Raw genomic sequence first — 20,512 nt, forward strand, 5'->3', positions numbered from 1 at the left:
TAATGAGACTTGCCTTCTGGCGGGAAAATCCGGCTGCACGGCCACAATTCAGGGCCGAGACGCAGTATTTCTCCCGATTTGGTGATCTTTGCCGCCTGCCGGCGACCTTTTTTTGCAGGGTTGACGGATAATACGCGCCAATCCGAAATTTGCTGCTCCAATGCCCGCTCTACAACTGATCTCCGCCCAACGTTCCGAACTGCGCTCGCGCGCCCACGGCCTCAATCCCGTGGTCATGATCGGCGCGGAAGGCCTGACCCCCGCCGTCCTGGCCGAAATCGACCGCAGCCTCGCGGCACACGACCTGATCAAGATCCGGGTATTCGGTGACGAACGCGATACGCGCATCGCCATTTACGACGCCATTTGCGACGAACTGGACGCCGCGCCGATCCAGCATATCGGCAAGCTGCTCGTCATCTGGCGTCCGGGCCCTGCCCGCCTCAAGGAAAACCAGCCGGACGACATGGGCGCTGCCCGCCGTCGCCTCGGTACCGGCGCCGCGCCGCGTACCGTCATGGTCCGCAAGGCCACCGGCTCGACCCAGCGCCGCGCGCCCCGCACCGCCGTCAAGGTGCTCGGCAATGAACGTGTGACGCAGGCTGGCAACGTCAAGCGAGCCCGCGCACGGCCCACCAGCCAGAAAAAGAAGTCGCTGGGCTGACCGGCAGAATCAGATTGGCCACGGGTCAATCGGTTCCCTGACACAGCAAGAAAGGCGGCCATGGCCGCCTTTTTCATTCCCCGAAACGCGCGGGACGTTCTCGCTGCCTTACTCTCCCGCCCCGCGTGGCGCACTGGCCCGCCACACCAGCACCAGCGCCAGCAGGCTTTGCAGCAGGTAGAACACGCTCGACACGCCATGCAGCATGCCGAACTGGCTCTTGTACGGCGAGTCGGACACGCCCAGGTTCATCGCCTGCGCCTTGACCTTGAGCCCTTCCATGAACGGCTGCAGGCCGAAATAGCCCGCCAGCACGCACACCAGCATGGCCAGCACGATCCAGCGCAGCGCGCGGTAACGCGCGGCGCCCCGGCGGATCAGCACATTGCACAGCACCAGTTGCAGCACGCCGACGGTGACCCCGAGGATCGCCTCATAGCGGAACAGGTGCCCGGCAATCATGCCCGCCGTCTCGCGGCTGGGCAGCACGGCGAACAGCGTGGGCGCCACCATGTAGCCCACCGTCCACAAGCTGCCTGCCCAGACCACGGTCAGCAGCAGGAAGATGCGGTGCGGCAGTGGCGGCAGATTCGAGTACGAAGACGAGAACACCCGTGCCCCGCCGCGTCAGATGTAACGGACGGTGATGACTTCGTATTCGCGTTCGCCGCCCGGGGCCAGCACGGTGGCGACATCGCCCTCGAACTTGCCGATCAGGGCGCGTGCAATCGGGGAACTGACCGAAATCTTGCCGCTGTCGAGGTCGGCTTCGTCGTCGCCGACGATCTGGTAGCTCACGGCCTTGCCCGATTCCAGGTCTTCCAGGTCCACGGTGGCGCCGAAGACGATGCGGCCGTCGGTGTCGAGCTGGGTCGGGTCGATAACCTGGGCGGCGGACAGCTTGGCCTCCACCTCCTGGATACGGCCTTCGATGAAGGCCTGCTTTTCCTTGGCGGCGTCGTATTCGGCGTTTTCCGACAGGTCGCCCTGGGCACGCGCCTCGGAGATGGCGTTGATCACCGCGGGACGTTCGACGGCCTTGAGGCGCTGCAGCTCTTCCTTCAGGAGTTCAGCGCCACGCTTGGTAATCGGAATGGTGCTCATGTCTCGTTCAACAAAAAAATGAGCCGCAGCGGAGCTGGAACCATGCTCCGGCAGCGATTCTGCCGGTCAGCACTTCCGCTCGACCGCGGCTTTCAGATGGGATCGAACCGGCACCGGGGTGCGGATCGATCAGCGAATTCGACGTAGTTTAGGCCAGAACTGCCGCCGGTTTCAACCCGGCGGCAGTGCCGCGGCACGGGGTATTCCCCCCGCACCGCAGCATTGGCGGCACTGACGGGCCTGGATCAGGCCAGTTGCTTGTGCAGGCCCTGCAGGTCGTAGACCTCCAGGCTTTGCATGTGCTTCAGGCCTTCCACGGCGGCGTTGGCGCCGGCGATGGTGGTGTAGTACGGCACGCGGTTGGCCAGCGCGGCGATCCGGATCGAGCGCGAATCGGCAATGGCCGTGCGCGTCTCGTCCACGGTCGTGAAGACCAGGGCCAGTTCGCCGTTCTTGATCATGTCCACGATGTGCGGACGGCCGTCCTTGACCTTGTTGACCACGCGGACCGGAATGCCGGCGGCCTCGATGGCCGAAGCCGTGCCGCGCGTGGCAACGATCGGGTAACCCAGGTCGTGCAGCATGCGGGCCACGGTGACGGCGCGCGGCTTGTCGCTGTCCTTCACCGTAATCAGCACGGTGCCCTTTTCGGGCAGGCGCGAACCGGCCGCCAGCTGGCTCTTGAACAGGGCTTCGCCGAACACCTTGCCCACGCCCATCACTTCGCCGGTGGAACGCATTTCAGGTCCGAGGACCGGATCCACGCCCGGGAACTTGTTGAACGGGAACACGGCCTCCTTGACGCTGAAGTACGGCGGCACCACTTCGGCGCCGATACCCTGCGAATCCAGCGACTGGCCCGCCATGCAGCGCGCGGCGATCTTGGCCAGCGACAGGCCGGTGGCCTTCGACACGTACGGCACCGTACGCGACGCACGCGGGTTCACTTCCAGCACGTAGACGACGTCTTCGCCGTTCTTCTGCTGGATCGCGAACTGCACGTTCATCAGGCCGACCACGTTCAGCGCCTTCGCCATGGCGGCGGTCTGGCGCTTGAGTTCGTCGACCGTTGCCTGCGACAGCGAGTACGGCGGCAGCGAGCAGGCTGAATCGCCCGAGTGCACGCCAGCCTGCTCGATGTGCTCCATCACGCCGCCGATAAACACGCGCTGGCCGTCGCACAGGGCGTCGACGTCGCACTCGATCGCGTCGTTCAGGAAGCGGTCCAACAGCACCGGCGAATCGTTCGAGACCTTCACGGCCTCGCGCATGTAGCGTTCCAGGTCGCGCGGCTCATGCACGATTTCCATCGCGCGGCCGCCCAGCACGTACGACGGGCGCACCACCAGCGGATAACCGATTTCTTCGGCCAGGCGCAGGGCTTCGTCCTCGGCGCGCGCCGTGCGGTTCGGCGGCTGGCGCAGGCCCAGGTCCTGCAGCAGCTTCTGGAAACGCTCGCGGTCTTCCGCGGCGTCGATCATGTCCGGGCTCGTGCCGATGATGGGCACGCCGTTGGCTTCCAGGTCCAGCGCCAGCTTCAGCGGGGTCTGGCCGCCATACTGGACGATCACGCCGACCGGCTTTTCCTTGTCGACGATTTCCAGCACGTCTTCCAGCGTCAGCGGCTCGAAGTACAGGCGGTCCGACGTGTCATAGTCGGTCGACACGGTTTCCGGGTTGCAGTTGACCATGATGGTCTCGTACCCGTCTTCGCGCAGCGCCAGCGCGGCGTGCACGCAGCAGTAGTCGAACTCGATACCCTGGCCGATCCGGTTCGGGCCACCGCCCAGCACCATGATCTTCTTGTTGGCGGTCGGTTCCGCTTCGCACTCGCCATGCTCGGCTTCATACGTGCCGTACATGTAAGCCGTGTTGGTGGCGAACTCGGCCGCGCAGGTGTCCACGCGCTTGTAGACCGGGCGCACGTTCTGCGCCACGCGCGCCTCGCGCACGGCCTTGGCGTCGGTCTTCAGCAGGCGGGCCAGGCGGCGGTCCGAGAAGCCCTTCTGCTTCAGGAAGCGCAGTTCGGCGGCCGACAGGCTTTCCAGCGTGCGGTTGCGCACCAGGCCTTCGGTCTTGACGATGTCTTCGATCTGGGCCAGGAACCACGGATCGATATCGGTCTCGGCGTGCACTTCTTCCAGCGACATGCCCAGGCGGAACGCGTCGCCCACGTACCAGATACGGTCCGGGCCGGCTTCGCCGATTTCCTCGACCACTTCGTCGCGGTCGGTGGACTTCTCGTCCAGGCCGTCCACGCCCACTTCCAGGCCGCGCAGCGCCTTCTGGAACGATTCCTGGAACGTACGGCCCATGGCCATCACTTCACCGACCGACTTCATCTGCGTGGTCAGGTGGCTGTCGGCGGCCGGGAACTTCTCGAACGCGAAACGCGGCACCTTGGTGACCACGTAGTCGATCGACGGCTCGAACGACGCCGGGGTCTGGCCGCCGGTGATTTCGTTCTTGAGCTCGTCCAGCGTGTAGCCCACGGCCAGCTTGGCCGCGACCTTGGCGATCGGGAAGCCCGTGGCCTTCGAGGCCAGTGCCGACGAACGCGACACACGCGGGTTCATCTCGATCACGATCATCCGGCCGTCCGCCGGGTTGATCGAGAACTGCACGTTCGAACCGCCGGTGTCGACGCCGATCTCGCGCAGCACGGCCAGCGACGCGTTACGCAGGATCTGGTATTCCTTGTCGGTCAGCGTCTGGGCCGGGGCCACGGTGATCGAGTCACCGGTGTGGATGCCCATCGGGTCCAGGTTTTCGATCGAGCAGATGATGATGCAGTTGTCCGCCTTGTCGCGGACCACTTCCATCTCGTATTCCTTCCAGCCGAGCAGCGATTCCTCGATCAGCAGCTCGCGCGTGGGCGACAGGTCCAGGCCGCGCTTGCAGATCTCTTCGAACTCTTCGCGGTTGTAGGCGATGCCGCCGCCGGTGCCGCCCAGCGTGAACGACGGGCGGATCACGATCGGGTAGCCGGTGGAGCCGGTTTCCTGGGCGATGCGCGACTGCACGGCCACGGCCTCGTCCATCGAGTGGGCGATGCCCGACTTGGCCGAACCGAGACCGATCTTGGTCATCGCGTCCTTGAACTTCTGGCGGTCTTCGGCCTTGTCGATGGCTTCCGGCGATGCGCCGATCAGCTCCACCTTGTACTTGTCCAGCACGCCATGGCGATGCAGGTCCAGTGCGCAGTTCAGCGCGGTCTGGCCGCCCATGGTCGGCAGGATGGCGTCGGGGCGCTCCTTCTCGATGATGCGCTCGACCACTTCCCAGGTGATGGGCTCGATGTACGTCACGTCGGCCGTGTTTGGGTCCGTCATGATGGTCGCCGGGTTCGAGTTGACCAGGATGACCTTGAAGCCCTCTTCGCGCAGCGCCTTGCAGGCCTGTGCGCCGGAGTAGTCGAATTCGCACGCCTGGCCGATGATGATCGGGCCTGCGCCGATGATTAGGATGCTCTTGATGTCTGTGCGCTTTGGCATTGCACGCTCTCTTTATTGGCCGGTCCGCAAGTTCCCGCGGGCCGTACCGGATATCAGGTTTTGGGTCGTCAGCCCAGGGTGGCCGTGGCCAGCTTGGCACCGAAGCCGATGAACATCGCGCCGACGCCGCTCGACATGCCCGCGGACAGGCGCCGGCGGCGTCGGAACGCATCGGCCAGCCGCGCGCCCACGAAGATGATCGTCGTCAGGTACGCAAGACTGCAGATCTGGCAGACCAGGCCCAGCGCCACGAACGACAGCGCCGGATACGCGAACTGCGGATCCACGAACTGGATGAAGAACGAGATGAAGAACAGGATGGCCTTCGGGTTCAGCAGGCTGATGACCAGCGCCTTGGTGAACGGGTTCGAAGACCTGTCCACCGGCACGGCCGCCGCCTGCGCGGCAGCGGGGTCGGCCGGCCTGGTCCAGTTGCGCACTGCGCCGCGCAACATCTGGAAGCCGATCCACCCCAGGTAGCCGGCGCCCACGTACTTGATCACGTGGAACAGCGCCGGGCTGGCCTTGAGCAGCGAAGCCACGCCCGCGGCCGACAGCACCATCAGGATGGCATCGCCGAGGAACACGCCGCACGCACCCTTGTAGCCGGCACGCACGCCGCGCTGGGCGGCCACCGACAGCACATACATCGAGTTCGGCCCGGGCAGCAGCACGATGAAGATCGTGCCGAGCACATAGGTCCAGAAATCGGTGATGCCGAAGCTGGCGTGCATGAAAGCGGTCATGGCAGGTGGATTCCGTTCAGGTCTCTCGTTGCATCCAACGCGCCGCGTCAGGCGGCAGCCTTGGCGCGGGCGTCCTGCATCAGCTTCGTGAAGCGGTCGAACAGGTACGCGATGTCATGCGGACCCGGCGACGCTTCGGGGTGACCCTGGAAGCAGAAAGCAGGCTTGTCGGTCAGTGCGAAGCCCTGCAGCGTGCCGTCGAACAGCGACGTGTGCGTGACACGCGCATTGGCCGGCAGCGTCGCCGCATCCACGGCAAAGCCATGGTTCTGAGACGTAATCACCACGCGGCCATCGTCGTGATCCTTGACCGGATGGTTGGCGCCATGGTGACCCGTGCTCATCTTGAGCGTCTTCGCGCCCACGGCCAGCGCCATGATCTGGTGACCCAGGCAGATGCCGAACGTAGGGATGCCGCGGGCGATGAACTCGCGCGTGGCGGCGATGGCGTAGTCGCACGGCTCGGGGTCGCCGGGGCCGTTCGACAGGAAGATACCGTCCGGATTCAGCGCCAGGGCGTCGGCCGCGCTGGCCTGCGCCGGCAGCACCGTCACCTTGCAGCCGCGCTCGGCCAGCATGCGCAGGATGTTGAACTTGACGCCGTAGTCATAGGCCACCACGTGGAACTGCGGCTTGTCCTGCTTGCCATAGCCTTCGCCCAGCTTCCATTCGGTCTGGGTCCACGCGTACGGTTCCTTGACCGACACCACCTTGGCCAGGTCCATGCCCGACAGGCCCGGGAACGAGCGCGCCAGGTCGATGGCCTTCTGCACGTTGTCCTCGCCCGCCAGGATGCAGCCGTTCTGGGCGCCCTTCTCGCGGAGGATACGGGTCAGCTTGCGGGTGTCGATACCGGCAATCGCCACGACCTTTTCCTGCTTCAGGTAGTGGGCGAGCGTGTGTTCCTTGCGGAAGTTGGAGGCCAGAAGCGGCAGATCCTTGATGATCAGGCCGGCGGCATGGACTTTCGTGGCTTCTACATCCTCAGGATTGACGCCGTAATTGCCGATATGCGGATACGTCAGCGTGACGATCTGCCGGGAATAGCTGGGGTCGGTGAGGATTTCCTGATAACCGGTGATGGCGGTGTTGAACACCACTTCGCCGATCGTATGGCCGGAAGCGCCGATGGAATAGCCACGAAAGACCGTGCCGTCTGCAAGCGCGAGGATGGCGGACGGAAAAGACGGTAACACGGGTAGGCTCCTGCTGGACTCACCCCGTGACCGACCTGCTCAACGCCTCGTGCCCCGTAGGCGGCCCAACAAAGGGACCGGCTGGCGCATGGCTTTTTCATCACATTTTTGCAGTGCATGAAAAACGCGCGCAAGCGGGGCGGCGGAAGGTGGAATACGGTAGGCGCTAGGGTGAAGGGTTCTGAAAGCGAAACTTTCGGATTATATCCCGCCGTACCCAATTTCTCAAGTATTCAACAACTTACGATGGACAGACGCGGCCGCCGGCTTACCGGCCATCGGCATGCCAGACGGCCGCACCACCGCGCTCCGCCGGCATCGCGCGGGATTTACGCCGCCGGCGGCACCACCGCCGTGACTTCGATTTCCACCTTGGCCCGCGGCTCCACCAGGTCGGCCACTTCGACGGCCGTCATGGCCGGAAAATGCCGGCCCACGATATCGCGATAGTGCTGGCCGATGGCCTTGTAGGCGCCCACGTATTCGGCCTTGTCCTTCACGTACCAGGTCATGCGCGCGATGTGCTCGGGCCGCGCCCCGCCCTGCTCCAGCACCGCCACGATATTGCGCAGCGCCTGCGCCACCTGCAGCGCGAAGTCGTCGGTCTCGAATTCGCACTGGCCGTTCCAGCCAATCTGGCCGCCCACGAATATCAGGCGGCTGCCCACCTGCATGTCGGCTAGGATGCCGTTGGCGTAGCCCTTCGGCGCTGCCCAGTCGGGCGGTTGCAATGTCTTCAGCATGTTGGGTCCTTTCGGTGTTGCCATCGTCTGGTTTGTTCTGGCTTACGCGGCGGGCGCCAGGAAGCGCCCCATCGCGGTGCGCACGGGGTCAGGCAGCGGCTGCGGGGCCATCTGGCGCGTGTCCACGCAGACCAGGCGCTGGGTGATGGCCATGCGCGTGTCGCCATCCGGGCCGGCAAAGCGGATCTGCACCGCAAAGCTGCTGCGGCCGATGTGTGTCACACGCAGTTCGCGCGTGAGCAGTTCGCCCAGGCGGCTCGGCGCCTCGAAGCGGCACTGCAACTCGGCCGTCGGAATGCCCGCGTGCGCCGCCCCGTGCATGGCGTCGAACGGCCAGTCCAGCGCCTCGGCGAACCAGTCTTCGATCAAGTCGTTCAGCATCTCGAAGTAGCGCGGATAGAACACGATGCCGGCGGCGTCGCAATGCTTGAAGCGGATGCGCACGTGGTTGCGGAATACCTCGCTCATGACGGCTCCCTCATGACGGCTCCCTTGTGACGGTTCGCTCACGGCCGTCCGCCCTCGTTGGCCATTTGCCGCAGCCGGAAGCGTTGCAGCTTGCCCGTCTCGGTGCGCGGCAGCGCGGCCACGAACTCGATGCGGCGCGGATACTTGTAGGGCGCGATCTCGCGCTTGCAGTAGTCCTGCAGGGCGGCACACGTGGCCGCGTCGGCCGCCACGCCGGGGCGCAGCACCACGTAGGCCGTCACCACCTGGCCGCGCTCGGCGTCGGCCGCGCCCACCACGCCGCACTCGGCCACGAATGCGTGCTTCATCAGCGTGCCCTCCACCTCGGGGCCGGCGATGTTGTAGCCGGCCGAGATGATCATGTCGTCCGAGCGGGCCTGGTAGAAGTAGTAGCCGTCCTCGTCGGCCATGAAGGTATCGCCGGGCAGGTTCCAGCCTTCGCGCACATAGACTTCCTGGCGCGGGTCGTCGAGATAGCGGCAGCCGGTCGGGCCGCGCACCGCGAGCTTGCCCACGGTGCCGGGCGGCAGCGGCTGCATGTTGTCGTCCACGATGCGCGCCTCGTAGCCGGGCACCACGCGGCCCACGGCGCCGGGCCGGACATCGGCGCCGGCGCTGGACACGAAGATATGCATCATCTCGGTCCCGCCCAGCCCGTCGATCATCTCGATGCCGGTGGCCGCCTTCCAGGCCTGGCGCGTGGCGTCAGGCAGCGCCTCGCCGGCCGATACGCTCTTCTTCAGGCTGCCGATATCGAAATTCCCGGCCAGCGTGGCCATCTGCCGGTAGAAGGTGGGGGCCGTGAACACCACGGTGGCACGGTGGTCCTGGATCAGCTTGAGCAGCGTCTCGGGCGTGAGCTTCTCGGCCAGCGCCGTGCTGGCGCCGATGCGCAGCGGGAAACACAGCATGCCGCCCAGCCCGAACGTGAACGCGATCGGCGGCGTGCCGCAGAACACGTCGTCCGGCGTGGGCTTCAGCACGTGGCGCGGGAACAGGTCGCACATCGCCAAGACATCGCGGTGGAAATGCACGGTGCCCTTGGGCTGGCCCGTGGTACCGCTGGTGAAGGCGATCAGGCAGATGTCGTCGGTGGCGGTGTCGCAGGCGGCAAACGTATCCGGCTTGCCGTCCATCGCGGCTTCCAGCGACCCCGGGCCGGTGCCGTTGAAGTACCGTACCGTGGTCAGCGTCGGGCAGAAGTGCTCGCCGTCGGCGCGCTGGTTGGCGTCGAGTTCGTCGCGCAGGCGGGCGTCGCACAGCGCGGCCGTGACCTGCGCCTTGTCGATGATCTGGCGCAGTTCCTTGGCGCGCAGCAGCGGCATCGTCGGCACTGCGATCAGGCCCGCCTTGACCGTGGCCAGCCAGCTGGCCGCCATCATCAGGTTGTTCGGCCCGCGCAGCAGCACGCGGTTGCCCGGCACCAGCTTCATATCCTCCACCAGCACATGGGCGATGCGGCTGACCAGCGCGGACAGTTGCGCGTAAGTCACCGTTTCGATGCGCCCGTCGCGCTCATGGCGCACCGCCACGCGCTGGCCATTGCCGTCGGACACATGGCGGTCCACCAACTCCACGGCCGCGTTGAGCCGCGCCGGGTAGCGCGTGTCGTCGTTGAACTGGAATACCGGCCACGTATCCGGCGGCGGCAGGCGATCGCGGGCGAAGGTGTCGACGTGCGCCGTGGCGGCATTCGGGACGATGGTGGGGGCGACCATGCTTGTCTCCTGTTCGATTCGGATGCGATGCGTCAGGCCGGGCGCGCAGCCAGGGTCTCGCGCGCGATGATCAGCTTCTGCACCTCGGTGGCGCCTTCGTAAATACGCAGCGAGCGGATCTCGCGGTACAGGCGTTCCACACGCGTGCCCGCCTTGACGCCCAGGCCGCCAAAGATCTGCACGGCGCGGTCGATCACCTGCTGCGCGTGCTCGGTGGCCACCATCTTGGCCATGGCCGCCTCGCGCGTGGTGCGCTGCTGGCGCACGTCACGCAGCCAGGCGGCACGGTAGGTCAGCAGCGCGGCCGAGTCGATGGCCGTGGCCATCTCGCCAATCGCGGCCTGCGTCAGCTGCAGGTCGGCCAGCACGCCGCCGAACATCGGCCGCGACGTGGCGCGCGCCAGCGCGTCGTCCAGCGCGGCGCGGCCAAAGCCCAGCGCAGCCGCCGCCACCGACGCGCGGAAGATGTCCAGCGTCATCATCGCCACCTTGAAGCCCTGCCCCGCCTCGCCCAGCCGGTTGCCCACCGGCACGCGGCAGTGATCGAAGCGCAGCGTGGCCAGCGGATGCGGCGCGATGACGTCGATCCGCTCGGCAATCGACAGGCCCGGCGTATCGGCATCGACCACGAAGGCCGTGATGCCGCGCGCGCCCGGCGCTTCGCCGGTTCGGGCGAAGACGCAGTAGAAGTCGGCGATGCCGCCATTCGAGATCCAGGTCTTGGCGCCGTCCAGCACGTAGTGGCTGCCATCGTCGGACAGCCGCGCGCTGCACTGCATCGCCGCTACATCTGAGCCGGCCTCGGGCTCCGACAGCGCAAAGGCCGCAATCGCCTCGCCCCGGGCCACGCGCGGCAGGTAGCGTTCGCGCACGGCGTCGCTGCCGGCCAGCGTGATCGCACCGGAGCCCAGCCCCTGCATGGCGAAGGCGAAGTCGGCCAGGCCGTCGTGACGCGCCAGCGTTTCGCGCAGCAGGCACAGCGCGCGTGAATCCAGCGCCGGCAGCGCGCCGCCAAAGGCCGCCGGCACGCAGTAGCGCAGCCAGCCCGCCTGGCCCAGCTGGCGCACCAGCCCCCGGCATGCAGCATCGGCGTCGTGATGGTCGATATCGCGCAGGTGCTGGCCGCACCAGCCGTCCAGCTCGCGTTCCAGCTGGCGATGCGCGTCGTCGAAGAACGGCAGGTCGAGATAGGTCTTGTCGCTCATGCCGGCTCCTCAATCGCCTTCGAAGACGGGCTTCTGCTTCGCCACGAATGCATCGTAGGCACGCCGGAAGTCGCGCGTCTGCATGCAGATGGCCTGGGCTTCGGCCTCGGCCTCGATGGCCTCGTCCACGCCCATATTCCACTCCTGGTGCAGCAGCTTCTTGGTCACGCCGTGCGCGAAGGTGGGGCCCGCCGCGATCTGGGCGGCCAGCGCCTGCGCCTCGGCCAGCACGGATTCCGAGGCATGCAGCGCATTGAAAAAGCCCCACTGCAGGCCTTCGTCGGCCGTCATCGCGCGGCCCGTGTAGAGCAGTTCGCTGGCCCGGCCCTGCCCGATCATGCGCGGCAGCAGCGTGCAGGCGCCCATGTCCGCCCCGGCCAGGCCCACGCGGACGAACAGGAAAGCCGTTTTGGCCTGCGCCGTTCCCAGCCGCATATCGGATGCCAGCGCCATCATGGCGCCGGCGCCGGCGCAGATGCCGTCGATCGCACTGATCACCGGCTGCGGGCAGGCGCGCATGGCCTTGACCAGGTCGCCCGTCATGCGCGTGAAGTCGAGCAGTTCGGGCATTGACATGCGCGTCAGCGGCCCGATGATCTCGTGCACGTCGCCGCCCGAGCAATAGTTGCCGCCCGCGCCGGTTATCACCACGGCCTTGATGTCCTTGGCATAGCACAGCGCGCGGAACAGGTCGCGCAGCTCGGCGTAGGAATCGAACGTCAGCGGATTCTTGCGCTCCGGCCGGTTCAGCGTGATCGTGGCCACCTTGCCGTCGGCCGACACCGACCACAGGAAGTGCTTCGGCTGGTAGTCGGCAAAGGTGCGCTTGTGGTGGCGCATGTCCAGTGCTACATCGCTCATCGTTTGTCTCGCTTTGGATTCTTGACCTGCATTTGGTTTGGTTGCCGCCCTGCTGCCGCGACGTGGAAGCGGGGCGTAACACCCCGGTACTTCACCCCACCATCACCTCGCCGCCCGCCACCGGCACGGCCTGCCCGGTGATGGCGGATGCCGATGGACGGCACAGCCACGCCACGGCATCGGCCACCTCGTCGGGCTGCACCAGCCGGCGCTGCGGATTGCGCGCGGCCAGCTCGGCGCGCGCCTGTTCTTCCGTGCGGCCGGTCTTGTCGACGATATTGGACACCGCATCGCGCACGATGTCGGTCTCGGTATAGCCCGGGCACACCGCGTTCACGGTGATGCCCTTCGGCGCCAGCTCCAGTGCCAGCGCGCGGGTCAGGCCGATCACGCCGTGCTTGGCCGCGCAGTAGGCGCTGACGTAGCCGTAGCCGATCAGCCCGGCCGTGCTCGCCACGTTGACGATGCGGCCCCAGCCCTGCTCCAGCATCGCGGGCAGCGCCGCTTGCGTACACAGGAAGGTGCCGGTCAGGTTCACGTCGAGCATGCGCTGCCACAGCGCCAGGTCGGTCCTGGCGAACGGTGCGCTATGGGCCTGGCCCGCGTTGTTGATCAGCACCGTGATCGGGCCGCGTTCGCTGGCGGCCTGGGCAAAGGCACCGGCCACCTCGTCGGCATCGGTGATGTCGGCCGCCGCCATGCCCAGCGCCGCGCCATCGACGGCCAGCGGCTCGAGCGCCTGCATGGCCGCGTCCAGCACCGTGCAGTCGCGGCCCACCAGCGTCACGCTCGCGCCCTCTTCCAGCAGCCGGCGGGCAATCGCCGCGCCAATGCCGCGTCCGCCGCCGGTAACCAGCGCATGGTGGCCCTGCAACGCCATCGCCATGATCACTTCCCCGCTTGCTGCGCGTACGAAGCTGCCCGCGCCAGGTTGGTTTCGAGCTGCCGCTTGCCGGCCACGTATTGCCTGGGCCAGGTGATGTCGCGGAAGCCCAGCCGTGCGGCTTCGTGCAGCGTCCAGGCCGGATCGGCCAGGTGCGGGCGGGCAATCGCGCACAGGTCGGCGCGGCCCGCCGCCACGATGCTGTCCACGTGGTCGGCCTCGAAGATGGCGCCGACGGCAATCGTCGGAATGCCGGCCTCGTTGCGGATGCGGTCGGCGAACGGCGTCTGGTACATCCGGCCATAGACCGGGGTCTGGTCGGGGCTGACCTGGCCGGACGAACAGTCGATCATGTCGGCGCCGGCCGCCTTGAAGGCGCGCGCGATTTCCACGGCATCGTCGGCCGTGATGCCGCCTTCGACCCAGTCGTGCGCCGAAATCCGCACCGACATCGGCTTGTCCTGCGGCCAGACGGCGCGCACCGCGGCAAAGACCTCCAGCGGAAAGCGCAGCCGGTTGGTCAGCGAGCCGCCGTAGCCGTCGGTACGTACATTGGTCAGCGGCGAGATAAAGCTCGACAGCAGATAACCGTGCGCGCAGTGCAGTTCCAGCCAGTCGAAGCCGGCCTCCGCCGCGCGGCGGGCATTGGCCACGAAGTCGTCGCGCACGCGATCCATGTCGGCGCGGGTCATCTCGCGCGGCACCTGCGACACGCCCGGCAGGTAGGGCAGCGCCGATGCCGATTCCAGCGGCCAGTTGCCCTCGGCCAGCGGGTAGTCCATCTTCTCCCAGCCCAGCTGCGTCGAGCCCTTGCGGCCGGCATGACCCAGCTGCATGGCGATGCGGGCGTCGCTGTTGGCGTGTACGAAATCGACGATGCGCTTCCAGGCATCGCGCTGGGCGTCGTTCCACAGCCCTGGGCAGCCCGGCGTGATACGCGCATCGGGCGACACGCAGGTCATCTCGGCCACCACCATGCCGGCGCCGCCCATGGCGCGCGAGCCCAGATGCACCAGGTGGAAATCGCCCGGCACGCCGTCCACCGACGAATACATCGCCATCGGGCTCACCACCACGCGGTTCTTCAGCGTGACGCCGCGCACCGTGAACGGCGTGAACATCGGCGGCAGGCCCGCGTCGCCGGCGGCGGCGCGCAGCTTCAGCGTTTCCGGTGGCACGCCGGCCTGGGCGGCCAGCCATTGCTCGAACCCGGCGACGTAGCCGGCATCGCGCACGCGCAGGTTCTCGTGCGAAATCCGCTGCGAACGCGTCAGCAGCGAATAGGCGAACTGCTCGGGCGCCATGCCCGCGTAGCGTTCGACATTCTCGAACCATTCGGTGGAATTGCGCGCGGCGTTCTGGATCTTCAGCACCTCCACGCTGCGCGTGGCCTCGTAGCGCGTCAGCGCCTCGGGCACCCCATCCACGCCGGCGGCGCGCTGCGCGCCGATCTCGTTGGCCAGGTCGATTGCGTCTTCCAGCGCCAGCTTGGTGCCTGAGCCGATCGAGAAATGCGCGGTGTGCGCGGCATCGCCCATCAGCACCACCGGCACGCGGCGGCCGTCGGCCAGCGTGTTCCAGTGCACCCAGCGGTGGCAGATCACGCGCGGGAAGCGGATCCAGTTGGCCGAGCCGCGCAGGTGCGTGGCATTGCTGATGAGCCGGTGGCCGTCCAGATGGCGGGCGAAGAGCCGTTCGCAGAATGCCACGCCCTCTTCCTGGCTCATCTGTTCGATGCCGGCGGCGCGCCACACGGGCTCCGGGGCTTCGACGATGAACGTCGATGTGTCGTCATCGAAGCGGTAGGCATGGGCCTGGAACCAGCCATGCTCGGTCTTCTCGAACGCAAACGTGAACGCGTCGAACAGCTTGTGGGTGCCCAGCCAGACAAAGCGGCACTGGCGCGTGTCGATATCGGGCGCGAAGGTCTCGGCGTAGCGGGTGCGGATGCGGCTGTTGATGCCATCGGACGCAATCACCAGGTCGGCGTTGTACTGCCGGGCCAGCGCCTGGTCGTCAGTGGCGTCGGTCTCGAACACCAGCTTCACGCCCAGCGCCTCGCAGCGGGCCTGCAGGATGTTGAGCAGGCGTTTGCGGCCAATGCCGATGAACCCGTGCCCGCCCGAGCGGATGGTGCGCCCGCCGATATGGATGTCGATATCGTCCCAGTGATTGAACGCCGCGTTGATTTCGGCCGCGCTGACCGGATCGGCCTGCTTCAGGTTTTCCAGCGTGGCGTCGGAAAACACCACGCCCCAACCGAACGTGTCGTACGGCCGGTTGCGCTCGACCACCACCACCTCGTTGGCCGGGTCCTGCAGCTTCATCAGCAGCCCGAAGTACAACCCTGCCGGGCCGCCACCAATACAGAGCACTCGCATCTGTCAGTCTCCTGCACGCCGCCGGCATCGGGGCCCATGGCGCTCTACATCAGGGTTAAATATTTTATGCTTAAAATATTAGGGCGCCTGACGATGGCTGGCAAGCAGAATTTCAGGACGCGTCGGAGGTCGGATCAGGCCCCTCCTCTGCCCGCGCAGAAAAGGGGAGCCTTCGCCACATCAATCAGCCCAGGGCGTCTTTTACCTGATCGAGCGCCGTCGGGTCCTCGATCGTCGTGAGGTCGCCCGGATCGCGCCCCTCCGCCACGGCCTGGATGGCCCGGCGCAGCAACTTGCCCGAGCGGGTCTTCGGCAGCGCGTTGACAAAGAACACGCGCGCCGGCCGCGCCACCGCGCCAAGCTGCTGCTCGACGGTCTTCATCAGTTCGCCTTCAAAGATCAGGCGGTCGTCATCGGTGCCGGTGCGGCTAGCATCGCGGGCGATACAGAAGCCCAGCGCCACCTGCCCTTTCAGCGCGTCCTGCACACCCACCACGGCCACCTCCGCCACGCCCGGGTGGGAAGACAGGCTTTCCTCGATCTCGCGCGTGCCCAGCCGATGCCCGGCCACGTTGATCACATCGTCGGTGCGCCCGAGGATGAAGATGTAGCCATCGTCATCGCGCACGCCCCAGTCGAACGTCGAATAGCACTGCCGGTTCGGCACCGCCGACCAGTAGGTGCGTACAAAGCGGTCGTCGTCGCCCCAGACCGTGGTCATGCAGCCGGGCGGCAGCGGATAGTCGATGGCCACCACGCCCTTCTGGTTCGGCAGACATTCCTCGCCGGTACTCTCGTCGACGATCCGAAGGTCATAGCCATAGGCCGGCACGCCGGGCGAGCCCAGCTTGGCGGGCAACGCCTCGACGCCGCGCTGGATCGCGATGATCGGCCAGCCCGATTCGGTCTGCCAGTAGTTATCGACCACCGGCTTGCCGATGCCGTCCTGGATCCAGCGCGCCGTGGGCTCGTCCAGCGGCTCGCCCGCCAGGAACAGCAGCCGCAGGCTGGACAGGTCGTACTGGCGCAGCAGCGCCGGGTCCTGCTTCTTGAGCACCCGGATGGCCGTGGGCGCGCTGAACATGATGTTCACGCCATGCCGCTCGACGATCTTCCAGAGAATGCCGCCGTCGGGACGGATCGGCGTGCCTTCGTACATCACCGTCGTCATGCCGGCCAGCAGCGGCGCATAGACGATATAGCTGTGCCCCACCACCCATCCCACGTCGGACGCCGTGAACATCGTGTCGCCAGGCTTGCCGCAGAAGATGTATTCCATCGACGTGGCCAGCGCCACCGCATAGCCGCCGGTATCGCGCTGCACGCCCTTGGGCTTGCCCGTGGTGCCCGAGGTGTACAGCACATACGATGGCTCGCTCGATTCCAGCCATACGCACGGCACCGGGCGGCCCGCCATCCTGTCGCGCCAGGCGGCGTAGTCCTCGTCACGGTCGGCGGTGCGCGGCATGTCGGCCAGCTTGCGGTCCACCAGCAGCACCTTGTCCGGATGATGGCCGGCCAGCCGGATCGCCTCGTCCAGCAGCGGCTTGTACGGCACCACCTTGCCGGCGCGCGACCCCGCATCGGCACTGACGATCACCTTGGGCTTCGCATCGTCGATACGCGCGGCCAGGCTGACCGAGGCAAACCCGCCGAACACCACCGAATGGACGGCCCCGATGCGGGTACAGGCCAGCATCGCGAACATCGCTTCGGGGATCATCGGCATGTAGACCAGCACCCGGTCTCCGCGCTGCACGCCCAGTGCCTGCAGCGTGGCGGCCATCCGGTTCACCTCGTCGTGCAGCTGGCGATAGGTGTAGACGCGCTCGGAATCGGTCTCGGTGGACACATAGACCAGCGCGCGCTGGTCGGCCCGCTCGGCAAGGTGGCGATCGATGGCGTTGTGGCAGAGATTGGTCCGCCCGCCAACGAACCAGCGCGCGAATGGCGGATGGCTGTCGTCGAGCACGCGCTCGAACGGGGTTTCCCAATCGATGCGCGCGGCCTGTTCGGCCCAGAATCCGGCCTTGTCGGACAAGGAACGCGCGTGCAGGGCACGGCTTGCCGTCATGATGTGTCTCCTCCGCTTGTCGTTTGTCGTAATGCGGTGCGGATGGCCCGGCCGGGCCCGAGGGGGATGGGCTATCGCGCGGCGCCTGTCCACAGCATCGCGCAGCGACTTGCGGCGCCGTCCCCTTGGGCACGGATACGGCCATCTTTTTTAAAGAATCTACCATGACGGCGCGGCGGCCCAGACGTTTGGCCTCACCGTGGGTGCCGATCCCCCCGCGGCCTGCGATGTCGCGCGGCGCGGGGGGACGGATCAGACAGGTCGGATATCGCCAATCAGCGAGCGTGACCCTTGGCGGACTTTGCCGACGGCGTCGGCTTGGCGGGCGCGGCGGGCGCCGGCTTGCTGGCCGACTTGCTGGCGCCCTTGTGCGGTGCAGCTTCCACCACCACGCGCTTGCGCGGCTCGGCCTTTTCAGCTTTCGCCGATCTGGAAACCGACGCTTTTTCGACCTTCTCGGTTTTTTCCGATTTCGCCGCAACGGTCCTGCCGTGCGCAGCCTTGCCACGGACGGGCGTATCGTCGCCATCGTCGCCGCGCTCGGCGCGCGCCGCAGCCGGCGAGTTCGGGCGGACCATCAGCACCAGGCTCTGGCCGGCCACCAGCTTGCTGCCTGACAGCTTGTTCCACGACTGCACCTGCCGCACGGACACCCTGTAGCGATGGGCCACCGACGACACCGTGTCCTTGCGGCCCGCCTTGACCACCACGCGGCGCGCATCGGGCACATCAGGCTCTACGGCCAGCATCGCGGTGTCCACCAGCGACGCGCTGATGTCCTGGTCGTGGCGATCGGTACGCGGAATCATCACCGTCGATCCAGCCTTCAGCCGCATGCCCTTGGGAATGCGGTTGATCTCGCGCAGCGTGTCGGCATCGACGTTGAGCCGCGCCGCCAGCGATTCCACGCGCTCGCGGCTGTCCACCGAAATGGCCGTCCAGGTGGACAGGCCGCCCCGATAGGTATTGAGGTTGTACTGGAACCGTTCGGCGTTATCGAATGGCAGCAGGATCTGCGGGTTGGCCGCCCCCAGAATCACCGGCCGGTTGAACGACGGATTGAGCGCCTTGAACTCGTCCAGCGGCATGTTGGCCAGCTTGGCCGCCAGCGCCACATCGATATCGCGCGACGTGGTCACCGTCACGAAGTACGGATGATCGGGAATGTCGGGCAGCTTGACCCCATACGCGGCCGGGTTGGCGATGATGTTCTTCACCGCCTGCAGCTTCGGCACGTAGTACCGCGTCTCGTTCGGCATGGTCAGGCTGGCGTAGTCCGTGGGCAGCCCGCGCGCCTGGTTGCGCGCGATGGCCCGCGACACGGCACCCTCGCCCCAGTTGTACGCGGCCAGCGCCAGATGCCAGTCGCCGAACATGTCATAGAGCCGCGACAGGTAGTCGAGCGCCGCGTCGGTGGACGCCAGCACATCGCGCCGCTCGTCGCGGAACATGTTCTGCTTGAGGTTGTACGTCTTGCCCGTGCTGGGGATGAACTGCCACATCCCGGCCGCCTTGGCCGTGGATTCCGCCTGGGGATTGAACGCGCTCTCGACGAACGGCAGCAACGCCAGCTCGGTCGGCATGTTGCGGCGCTCGAGCTCTTCCACGATGTGGTAGAGGTAGCGGCTCGACCGGCCCACCATGCGCTCCATGTAGTCGGGCCGGGCGGCGTACCACTGCGTGCGGTCATCGACCAGCGTGCCTTCCAGGTCCGGCATCGCAAAGCCCTTGCGGATGCGGCCCCAGATATCGGACGACGGCCCGCGCAGCCAGTCCACGCTGGACTGGTCTACCTTGGCGACATTGGAGCTGGCAAGCGAGCCGGCGCGACCGGTGCTGTTCAGCGTGTTGAGCGGGTCCTTGGGCGGACCGGATTCCAGGGCGGTCGGCGTGCCGGCCATCTCGCCGGCAGGCGGAGTGGGTGTGCTGGCGCAGGCTGCAAGCAGCGCGGCACACGCAACTACCGCCAGAAATCGACCAAATCGCATTAAGTTCTCTGAAAGTGACGCCAAAAATTTCGCCTGATCCTATGGAAAAGGCCGGTTGGCGTCAATGAGATTTTCCCGAAGATGCAATTTGGACATCTTGCGATACCTGAAATGCAGGCCGGGGCCGTCCGGGCGGGTCCGGCACACCCCTGCGCCCGCCCGCAAACGTCTGGAATGTATTAGCGGAAATTGTCCTTCCATCCCCGCAGGGCGCCGAACGCCGCGGCATCGTTGCTGACGTCGCCGCCCTGCGCCTGCACGGCCCGGCGCACCGCCGGTTCCCGCGAGCGCAGGAACGGATTGACGGCGCGCTCATGGGCCACCGTGGTGGGTACCGTCGGGGTCTCGGCCTGACGCAGCGTATCCACCCGCGCCGACCATGCAGACAGATCGGCATTGCCCGGCTCTACGGCCTGCGCAAAGCGGACATTGCTGCGCGTGTATTCGTGGGCGCAGTACACCCGGGTATCGCCGGGCAAGGCGGCCAGCTTGTCCAGCGACGCCAGCATCTGCGCCGGCGACCCCTCGAACAGCCGCCCGCACCCGCTGGCAAACAGGGTGTCGCCGCAGAAGACGACACGCCCCGCGCCGGGCAGGTCGCCCACATAGGCCACATGGCCGGCGGTATGGCCGGGGACATCCAGCACGCGGAAGGTCGCGGCCGGGTGGGCCAGCGTCACCGTATCGCCCTCGCGCACGGCCTGGGTGCGATGTCCGATGCGTTCGCTGGCAGGCCCGATCACCGGGATCGGGGCCCCGTCGGGGCCGGCCGGATGGCGTTCCAGCAAGTCAGACACGCCGCCCTGATGATCGCCATGGTGATGGGTGATTACAATAGCGCCCAGTGCCAGTCCGCGTTGCGCCAGAAATCGCTCCACCGGCTGGGCCTCGCCTGGATCCACCACCGCGGCACTTTCGCCGTCGTGGATGGCCCAGATATAGTTGTCCTGAAAGGCGGGGATCGGCTCCACTTTCAACATGTGTGCT

16 protein-coding genes are annotated in these 20,512 nt (G+C 66.7%); 1 reads left to right on the forward strand and 15 read right to left on the reverse strand.

The annotated features are described in order from the left end of the window. Positions 1-160: 160 nt before the first annotated feature. The gene (locus AC3FJ6_RS01235; RefSeq protein WP_092594160.1) at positions 161-664 is read left to right on the forward strand and encodes a YhbY family RNA-binding protein; all 504 of its coding nucleotides are present in this window, start codon (positions 161-163) and stop codon (positions 662-664) included. A gap of 108 nt (positions 665-772) precedes the next feature. On the opposite strand, the gene AC3FJ6_RS01240 is transcribed toward AC3FJ6_RS01235, so the two are convergent. The 15 genes from AC3FJ6_RS01240 to gloB form a co-directional block, all read right to left on the reverse strand. Next, the gene (locus AC3FJ6_RS01240) at positions 773-1,276 is read right to left on the reverse strand and encodes a DUF4149 domain-containing protein (protein WP_249641092.1); all 504 of its coding nucleotides are present in this window, start codon (positions 1,274-1,276) and stop codon (positions 773-775) included. Positions 1,277-1,291: 15 nt separating this feature from the next. Then, on the reverse strand, positions 1,292-1,768 hold the full coding sequence (gene greA / locus AC3FJ6_RS01245) for a transcription elongation factor GreA (RefSeq protein WP_092594162.1): 477 nt from the start codon (positions 1,766-1,768) through the stop codon (positions 1,292-1,294). A 245-nt stretch (positions 1,769-2,013) separates the two neighbouring features. Then, positions 2,014-5,262: a carbamoyl-phosphate synthase large subunit gene (carB, locus tag AC3FJ6_RS01250; RefSeq protein WP_488770397.1), complete on the reverse strand. Its 3,249-nt coding sequence runs from the start codon at positions 5,260-5,262 to the stop codon at positions 2,014-2,016. A gap of 68 nt (positions 5,263-5,330) precedes the next feature. Next, on the reverse strand, positions 5,331-6,008 hold the full coding sequence (gene leuE, locus AC3FJ6_RS01255) for a leucine efflux protein LeuE (RefSeq protein WP_488770398.1): 678 nt from the start codon (positions 6,006-6,008) through the stop codon (positions 5,331-5,333). Positions 6,009-6,055: 47 nt separating this feature from the next. Next, a complete protein-coding gene (gene carA / locus AC3FJ6_RS01260; RefSeq protein WP_400391276.1) occupies positions 6,056-7,204 on the reverse strand; it encodes a glutamine-hydrolyzing carbamoyl-phosphate synthase small subunit in 1,149 nt (382 codons plus the stop codon). A 329-nt stretch (positions 7,205-7,533) separates the two neighbouring features. Further along, positions 7,534-7,947 carry a RidA family protein gene (locus tag AC3FJ6_RS01265; RefSeq protein ID WP_153945340.1) on the reverse strand — a complete coding sequence of 138 codons (414 nt, stop codon included), beginning with the start codon at positions 7,945-7,947 and terminating at the stop codon, positions 7,534-7,536. Positions 7,948-7,989: 42 nt separating this feature from the next. Beyond that, positions 7,990-8,415: an acyl-CoA thioesterase gene (locus tag AC3FJ6_RS01270; protein WP_153945341.1), complete on the reverse strand. Its 426-nt coding sequence runs from the start codon at positions 8,413-8,415 to the stop codon at positions 7,990-7,992. A 38-nt stretch (positions 8,416-8,453) separates the two neighbouring features. Next, complete coding sequence (locus AC3FJ6_RS01275; protein ID WP_488770399.1) at positions 8,454-10,133, reverse strand: AMP-binding protein; 1,680 nt, start codon at positions 10,131-10,133, stop codon at positions 8,454-8,456. Between the two features lie 32 nt (positions 10,134-10,165). Further along, positions 10,166-11,338: an acyl-CoA dehydrogenase family protein gene (locus AC3FJ6_RS01280; protein WP_488770400.1), complete on the reverse strand. Its 1,173-nt coding sequence runs from the start codon at positions 11,336-11,338 to the stop codon at positions 10,166-10,168. A gap of 9 nt (positions 11,339-11,347) precedes the next feature. Further along, positions 11,348-12,199: an enoyl-CoA hydratase family protein gene (locus AC3FJ6_RS01285; RefSeq protein WP_488770401.1), complete on the reverse strand. Its 852-nt coding sequence runs from the start codon at positions 12,197-12,199 to the stop codon at positions 11,348-11,350. A 91-nt stretch (positions 12,200-12,290) separates the two neighbouring features. After that, positions 12,291-13,085, reverse strand: a complete 795-nt coding sequence (locus tag AC3FJ6_RS01290; protein ID WP_488770402.1) for an SDR family NAD(P)-dependent oxidoreductase — start codon at positions 13,083-13,085, stop codon at positions 12,291-12,293. Positions 13,086-13,087: 2 nt separating this feature from the next. Beyond that, positions 13,088-15,463, reverse strand: a complete 2,376-nt coding sequence (locus AC3FJ6_RS01295; protein WP_488770403.1) for a bifunctional salicylyl-CoA 5-hydroxylase/oxidoreductase — start codon at positions 15,461-15,463, stop codon at positions 13,088-13,090. A gap of 184 nt (positions 15,464-15,647) precedes the next feature. Next, positions 15,648-17,630, reverse strand: coding sequence for a propionate--CoA ligase (locus AC3FJ6_RS01300; protein WP_488770404.1), 1,983 nt, complete (start codon positions 17,628-17,630; stop codon positions 15,648-15,650). A gap of 182 nt (positions 17,631-17,812) precedes the next feature. Then, positions 17,813-19,525: a transglycosylase SLT domain-containing protein gene (locus tag AC3FJ6_RS01305; protein ID WP_488770405.1), complete on the reverse strand. Its 1,713-nt coding sequence runs from the start codon at positions 19,523-19,525 to the stop codon at positions 17,813-17,815. A gap of 179 nt (positions 19,526-19,704) precedes the next feature. Then, on the reverse strand, positions 19,705-20,505 hold the full coding sequence (gene gloB, locus AC3FJ6_RS01310) for a hydroxyacylglutathione hydrolase (protein ID WP_488770406.1): 801 nt from the start codon (positions 20,503-20,505) through the stop codon (positions 19,705-19,707). Between the last annotated feature and the right edge of the window lie 7 nt (positions 20,506-20,512).

Source organism: Cupriavidus sp. 94F1 (assembly GCF_057798875.1).